At 66.5% G+C, this 6,000-nt stretch carries 7 protein-coding genes and 1 pseudogene; 4 read left to right on the top strand and 4 right to left on the bottom strand.

From position 1 onward, the window contains the following. The first annotated feature begins 71 nt into the window (after positions 1–71). Both ACIHAX_RS17055 and ACIHAX_RS17060 read left to right on the top strand, forming a co-directional pair. Positions 72–962 (top strand): fumarylacetoacetate hydrolase family protein, encoded by an 891-nt coding sequence (locus ACIHAX_RS17055; protein WP_364425255.1) that lies wholly within the window; start codon positions 72–74, stop codon positions 960–962. 34 nt (positions 963–996) lie between these two features. Continuing rightward, on the top strand, positions 997–1,746 hold the full coding sequence (locus tag ACIHAX_RS17060; protein ID WP_397278397.1) for an IclR family transcriptional regulator: 750 nt from the start codon (positions 997–999) through the stop codon (positions 1,744–1,746). Between the two features lie 214 nt (positions 1,747–1,960). Here ACIHAX_RS17060 and ACIHAX_RS17065 read toward each other — a convergent pair whose 3' ends face one another. Further along, positions 1,961–2,320: a nuclear transport factor 2 family protein gene (locus ACIHAX_RS17065; protein ID WP_397278399.1), complete on the bottom strand. Its 360-nt coding sequence runs from the start codon at positions 2,318–2,320 to the stop codon at positions 1,961–1,963. Between the two features lie 161 nt (positions 2,321–2,481). Between ACIHAX_RS17065 and ACIHAX_RS17070 the strand changes: the two genes are divergently transcribed. Continuing rightward, positions 2,482–3,162, top strand: a complete 681-nt coding sequence (locus ACIHAX_RS17070; protein WP_397278401.1) for a class II aldolase/adducin family protein — start codon at positions 2,482–2,484, stop codon at positions 3,160–3,162. Positions 3,163–3,326: 164 nt separating this feature from the next. Here the strand turns inward: ACIHAX_RS17070 and ACIHAX_RS17075 are convergent, their stop codons facing one another. Then, a complete protein-coding gene (locus tag ACIHAX_RS17075) occupies positions 3,327–3,806 on the bottom strand; it encodes an SRPBCC family protein (protein ID WP_364425247.1) in 480 nt (159 codons plus the stop codon). After that, positions 3,803–4,696: an NAD(P)-dependent oxidoreductase gene (locus ACIHAX_RS17080; protein WP_364425245.1), complete on the bottom strand. Its 894-nt coding sequence runs from the start codon at positions 4,694–4,696 to the stop codon at positions 3,803–3,805. The genes ACIHAX_RS17075 and ACIHAX_RS17080 overlap by 4 nt, the downstream gene beginning before the upstream one ends. 139 nt (positions 4,697–4,835) lie before the next feature. Between ACIHAX_RS17080 and ACIHAX_RS17085 the strand changes: the two genes are divergently transcribed. Beyond that, positions 4,836–5,579, top strand: coding sequence for a GntR family transcriptional regulator (locus ACIHAX_RS17085; protein WP_355078195.1), 744 nt, complete (start codon positions 4,836–4,838; stop codon positions 5,577–5,579). A 145-nt stretch (positions 5,580–5,724) separates the two neighbouring features. Here the strand turns inward: ACIHAX_RS17085 and ACIHAX_RS17090 are convergent. After that, positions 5,725–6,000: pseudogene (locus ACIHAX_RS17090) on the bottom strand (fatty acid--CoA ligase); the annotation flags it as partial.

Genomic DNA, 6,000 nt, shown 5'->3' on the forward strand with positions numbered 1-6,000 from the left:
AGCGGCCCGGCTTGACATCCGTCTCGAAAGTGTGTGCACTTTAGCGAGTTCTTGATTCCTAAGGGGTTTTCATGTCGTCGCAGCAGTGGTGTCTAGTCCAGTTCGTCGGGAGCAACCGAGCGCAGCCGAGTGTCGGCGTGCTCGCCGACGGCGAAGTCGGCCGGGCGCCGGAGCCGCTATCGGGTCTCACTTTGTTGGAAGTTCTCGATCGGTGGGCCGAGTTCACGCCCCTGCTCCGGAATTTCCAGCCCTCGGCGCTCGAGGTCATACCGGATGTCGAACTCGTCGCACCTCTCACGTACCCCCGCAAGGTCATCTGCGCCGGGGCGAACTACTACGGACACGCGGAGGAGATGGGCACGCAGCGTCCGGATCCGGACGGTGAGCCCTTCTTCTTCCTCAAGCCACCCACCACGACGGTCCTGGGCGCGCACGACGACGTGCGTCTGCCGGAACGCGCCGACGTGGACTGGGAGGTCGAGTTGGCCGTCGTCATCGGCGCGGGCGGTCACGATATCGATGAGCGCGCGGCCCTCGATCACGTGGCTGGCTACACGGTCGCCAACGACCTGTCCGCTCGGGGACTGTTCCCGAGGAAAGACGCGGTCCTCGCACCATTCGGCTGGGACTGGTTCCAGCACAAGGCATTCGACGGGTCGTGCCCATTGGGGCCCGGACTCGTGCCCAGCTGGCAGATCGGCGATCCGCACGGCCTCACGCTTCGGCTGACGGTCAACGGGGAGATCAAGCAGGAAGCGTCCACCGCCGACATGGTGATCACGGTGCCGCGGTTGATCGCCGCCGCGAGCCGCGTGCTGACCCTCGAGCCGGGTGACGTCATCCTGACCGGTACGCCGGCCGGTGTCGGCCTGCCGCGCAACACTTTCCTCAACGCCGGCGACCTGGTCGTCAGCGAAATCGACGGCCTCGGTCGGCTGGAGAACAGAATGGTCGCGGCATGACCGGGAGCGTCCATCGTCGATGAGGGCAGGGACTATGCCATCCCATGAGTCGATCTCTTCGGCCGAGAACGTGCTCACGCTCCTCGTCGCTCTGCGCGAGAACGGTAGGTTGCGCGCGGCCGACGCCGCGGAACTGCTCGCGGTGACGCCTCCCACCGCACACCGGCTGTTGTCCACCCTCAAGCGGCACCGGTTCGCCGAACAGGACCGCAAACGCGCCTACCTGCCGGGACCACGGCTGACGCAATTCCCGTGGGGCGCCGAGCCACCACACGACCTCGGCGTCCTCGGCCATCCCTATCTGGCCGACCTTTCGCGGCGGTCGGGCTGTACGACTTTCCTGGTGACTCTGGAGGGCAACGGCTGCCGGTTCATCGACGGCGTCGAGAGCAGCCGTGCCCACCGCGTCCGGAGTCGTGTCGGGCACTTGCTGCCCGCACACACCACATCGGGCGGCAAGGTGCTCCTGGCCCAGCTTCCCGACAGCGAACTGGTCGCGCTCTACCCCGACCGCCACGTCCGAATGCGTGATGGTTCGACGCGTGAGCTCGTCGCGCTCCGTCGTGAACTCGGTGTCGTCCGCAGGCAGGGTTATGCCCTCTGCCTGGAGACGAACGAGCAGTGTGTGAACGCCGTCGGCGTCCCGGTCACCACCCGGCCCGGCATGGTCATCGCCGCGGTCGTGTTGGCGTGCCCTTCGGCGGGCTCCAGCCGCAGGCACCTCGTCGACCTCGTACCCGACGTCCGGGCGACCGCGTCCGCGATCGCCGAGAACTTCGCCTGAAGGTCGAGCCCTCGCCTCGCGCTGGTCACTCCAGCGTTGACGCACTCCCCGGCCGCGGTCACCTATCGGCTGACCGAACGCGGCCAGGCCTTGCGCCCCGCCATGAACCGGCGGTCCGGACAGCTAGCTCATAGTCAGTCGCGGCGGTGCGGTCGGCACCGGTCGGCGGCGCCTCCGGTGACGGCCGCGACACGCCCTGGTCACGTCGCCTTGGTCACGCGAAAACCGGGGCCACGTCGAAGAAGACACGATAGCTATCGATCAGGCCGCTGCCACCGACAGTCCAGATCGACACCACCGGGATGGAGACCTCTCGGCCATCTTTACGCGTATAGGTGACAACCAGCTCGACGATGGTGTCATTGCCCACGACCCACTCGTGGACGATCTCGTGGTGCATCCCACTGAGCATGCCGAAGAAGCCGACAGTGCCCGCCTCGACCGCCTCGCGGCCCTCGAGAACGGGGCCGTTGCCGAAGGCGGTCTTGCCATCATGGGCGAAAAGCCCCGCAAAGGCCTTCGAGTCGAGAGTGTCGACCGCGTGGAACACGGCGGCGGTCAAAGCGCTGGTCATAATTGGATCCTTTCGAGATGAACTGCATACACCTTGACCCGATCCAGTCACGTCCGGCCATCTCCCTGAGCACAAATTCCGCTTTGCGGAATGAACTCCCCGAAGCGTCGATTTTCGCCCCGCGCTTGGCGCTCAGGCTAAAAAGTGCATACAGTTATCCAGTGAGCTCTTCCACCACCCAACCCATCGAAGTCCAGGTTTCCGACGCGGCGCGCGCCATGGCCACCATGGGGCTGGTCGACGCGTTCGGGCATGTATCCGCCAGGGAGTTCGGCCACATGGTGATCACACCTGCCGCGGATCTCGAGACCGTCGAGGCGTCGAACTGCATCCGTGTCCCGTTGAACGCGACGTCTTTGCCACCCGGATGCCCGGCCGAGGCGTGGGCCCATTTGGCCCTCTACCACCGTTTCCCGGCGACCGGAGCGATCGCGCGGGCCCAGCCGGCGGCATCGCTGGCTGTCGGCATGCTCGCCGACCGCATCGCCCCGACCCACGGCCAGGCGTGCTGGCTGGGCGAATCCGTGCCGGTGTACCCCTCCGCGCTACTGGTCCGCGAAGCCGACCGCGGCCTGCGACTCGCCGAGGCGATCGGCGCGTCGGACGCGCTCATTCTGCGCGGCAACGGCGCGATCACGATGGCAGCCGACCCCGCCACCGCAGTCGCCACCATGTCGGTGCTTGCCGCCGCGTGCACCGTCTGGCTCGAGACGAGGGACGCACCAGCCGCCGCCATGTCGGCGGAAGAGATTCGCTCATGGCAAGCCGTCAAACACGAGCTACTGCCCAGACTGGGGGCACACCTGCTGCGCAAAGCGGCGACGACGCGCGCCGCCCGATGATCCCACGCGCGTATGCCACCCAAGGCTCGACGCCGCTGAACTCCGTCGCCATACCGACCGGACTGGATCAGGTTGCGGTGGAAGCGAATTCGGGCGTGTGCGTACCCCGACCAGGCGCACGGCCCCGCGCCGGAACACGGGGCTCGTCGCCCACGGTCCGGACGTCAGCTTATGGGCAGCGTGACGGACGCTTCTCCACCGGCGACCCGACGGATGGCCGCGAGCGTTGCGCCGACCGCCGCTATGTACTGCGTCGTCATTTCCTCGGCGTACGCCGCCTCCTCGGGAGAACCACTCTGTAAGCCTTCGAGCACCAGCGCGAAGCTGAACCGGAGGAACAGCTCCCCCTCGTCTTCCTCGATGTCGTTGACGATCGTGCCGAGGACCGGCCCCGAGATGCGCGTGAAAATCACCCGCTGCTGCGGCTGGAGGCTGACTCGCTCGGAATAGCGGTCGCCGAACAGCTCGATCTCGCGCTCGAACGTCACGTCATCGAGGCGAGCGGTGACGAGGCAGTGGGACATGGCCGGCACGAAGGGCAGCGCATTGTCGGCCTTCATGACCAGGCCCTGCCACACGGCAGTCCGATCGAGCGTCGGCTCGCCGGTCTCGTTGACCGGGAGGCGGTGAGTGACGTAGATCATTTGGTGACTTCCTGTGCGAGTGCGTTCTGGGCGGAGATCTGGTCGTGCACGCTGGCTATATCGAGTTCTCCCCAACCGTCGGCCAAGGCCTGGTCGAAGACCGCTTTGGCCGCCTCGAACACCGGCCGATGCTCGCCGACCTCGTGCAGGTGCGCCTCGATCTGGTCGAGGATCTCGTGCAGCGTCGCGATGGGCCCTGGAGCGGGCAGCCATGAGCGTTGCGCCATCACGGGACCTCGCTGCTCGAGCAGCGCCGAGCCCGCGATGGACGTCTCCAGGGCGCACTGGACCATCTCGAGGTCCAAGTTGTCGCGGCGGGCCAGCGCGATCGCTTCCGCGGCCGCGACCGTATGGGTCGCCACCAGCATGGAGGAGATGTACTTCAGGTGGGTGCCGGTCCCGAAGTCACCGGTTCTGACCCAGGGCCCCGAGATGGCGTCCAAGACGTCGGCGACTCGATCGATCGCCTCCGCCGCTCCGGAGGCGAAGATCCTGGCCAGCCGCGGGCCGACCATTCCGGGGCTGCCGCTGATCGGACAGTCGAGCATGGTGGCCCCGACATGCTGGAGCTGACGCATCAATGCGAGCTTGCGCGTCACCGGGATCGTGCTCATCTCGAGGTGGATCGCTCCGGGGCGCATCGTCGACAGCGTGCCCTCGGGTCCGCTGACCACGCGCTCGACGTCATCCGCGGTCGGCAGGATCGACACGATGACCTCGCACGAGGTGGCCAGTTCCGCCGGCGACGACGCGACGGTGCCGCCCGCGGCCTCGAGCTCGGGACAGTGGATGCTGCGCCGGTACCCCACGACGTCGATCCCCCGGGCCAGCAAGTTCTCAGCGATCGGCAGGCCCATCTTGCCCAGTCCGATGACTCCGATAATTCTCACATTGGTCACGTCCTCACGGGTTTTCGCGCGGGGAGGGGACGCCTTCGTCGACGCCACGACTCCGAAATACTGTATGCAGTTTACGCGGACGACATCCGAAAGAGAAGGAATATGTATACACATCGCTTACGCTAGGGGTATGAGTCGCAAAGTGCTCGTCCCGCACATCACCAGGGTGGAACTACCCGAGGCACGCCAAGCTATCCCGTATGTACACGCCTACCTGCGCGAAAGGATTCTCGACGGCACGCTGCGGCCTGGGACGAAGCTCTCTCAGGTGTCGCTGGCCGAGCAGCTCGGTGTCAGTCGCACGCCGTTGCGCGAGGTGCTGCGGATGCTGCAGGAGGAGGGCCTGGTCCAGATCGAACCGAACCAGCGCACCCGCGTCTCCATGCTCGACCCGCGTGAACTCGACGAGATCTATGCCAGCCGAGTCGTGCTCGAGTCGCTGGCCGTCGCCATGACAGTGGACAGCTTCGACGACGCCGCCCGAGATCACGCGACCGAGCAACTGGCGGCCATGCGCGTGGCCGCGGAGGAAGGTGAGACCGAGCGCTGGTTCGTCATCCACTCGGCGTTCCACCGCACGATCACCTGCGGCGCCGGTGACACCATGCAGAAGCAGTTGCGTCAACTGGCCGACCGGTGTGTCCGGTACATCCGGATCTACCAGGGTGGCGAGCCGAACAGCTGGCACAAGGCCGGCGATCACGAACACGCGCAGATTCTGTCCGCGCTGGTGGAGGGCGCCAAGGCCACGGCCCAAGCCCGCATGGCGAGTCACTTGGCCCACACCGCTTTCAAAGTATTGAGCGACACCTCGCCCGACTACCAGCCGACCGCTGTGCCATTGGCCCTGGAGATGGTCGGCGTTCCGGACTGACGGGTGAGCAACCGCCGTGCGCCGATGGTCTTCGATGAGGTCGAGGCCCGGCTCGCGCCGTGGCACCGGCAGCCCGCGCGGCGGTTGCGTGGTCACCCCGCGTCACCACTGCCGATGCTGAGGTGGTGACGCGGGGCAGCAGGGGTCAGGACAGGGTGGTGACCTCCAGGTCGCCGTCGGCGTACTGGGCGCGTAGCCGCTTCTTGTCGAACTTGCCCACGCTGGTCTTGGGGACCTCGGCGATGAATGTCCACCGTTCGGGCAGCTGCCATTTGGCGAACTTGTCGGCCAAGAATTCCCGCAGTTCTTCGGGTTTGACTTCGGCGCCCTCGGCCAGCACGATCGCCACCAACGGACGCTCGTCCCACTTCTGGTCCGGCACACCGATCACCGCGGCCTCGGCGACCGCCGGATGCGCGAT

Source organism: Nocardia sp. NPDC051929 (assembly GCF_044548645.1).
GTDB lineage: Bacteria > Actinomycetota > Actinomycetes > Mycobacteriales > Mycobacteriaceae > Nocardia > Nocardia sichangensis.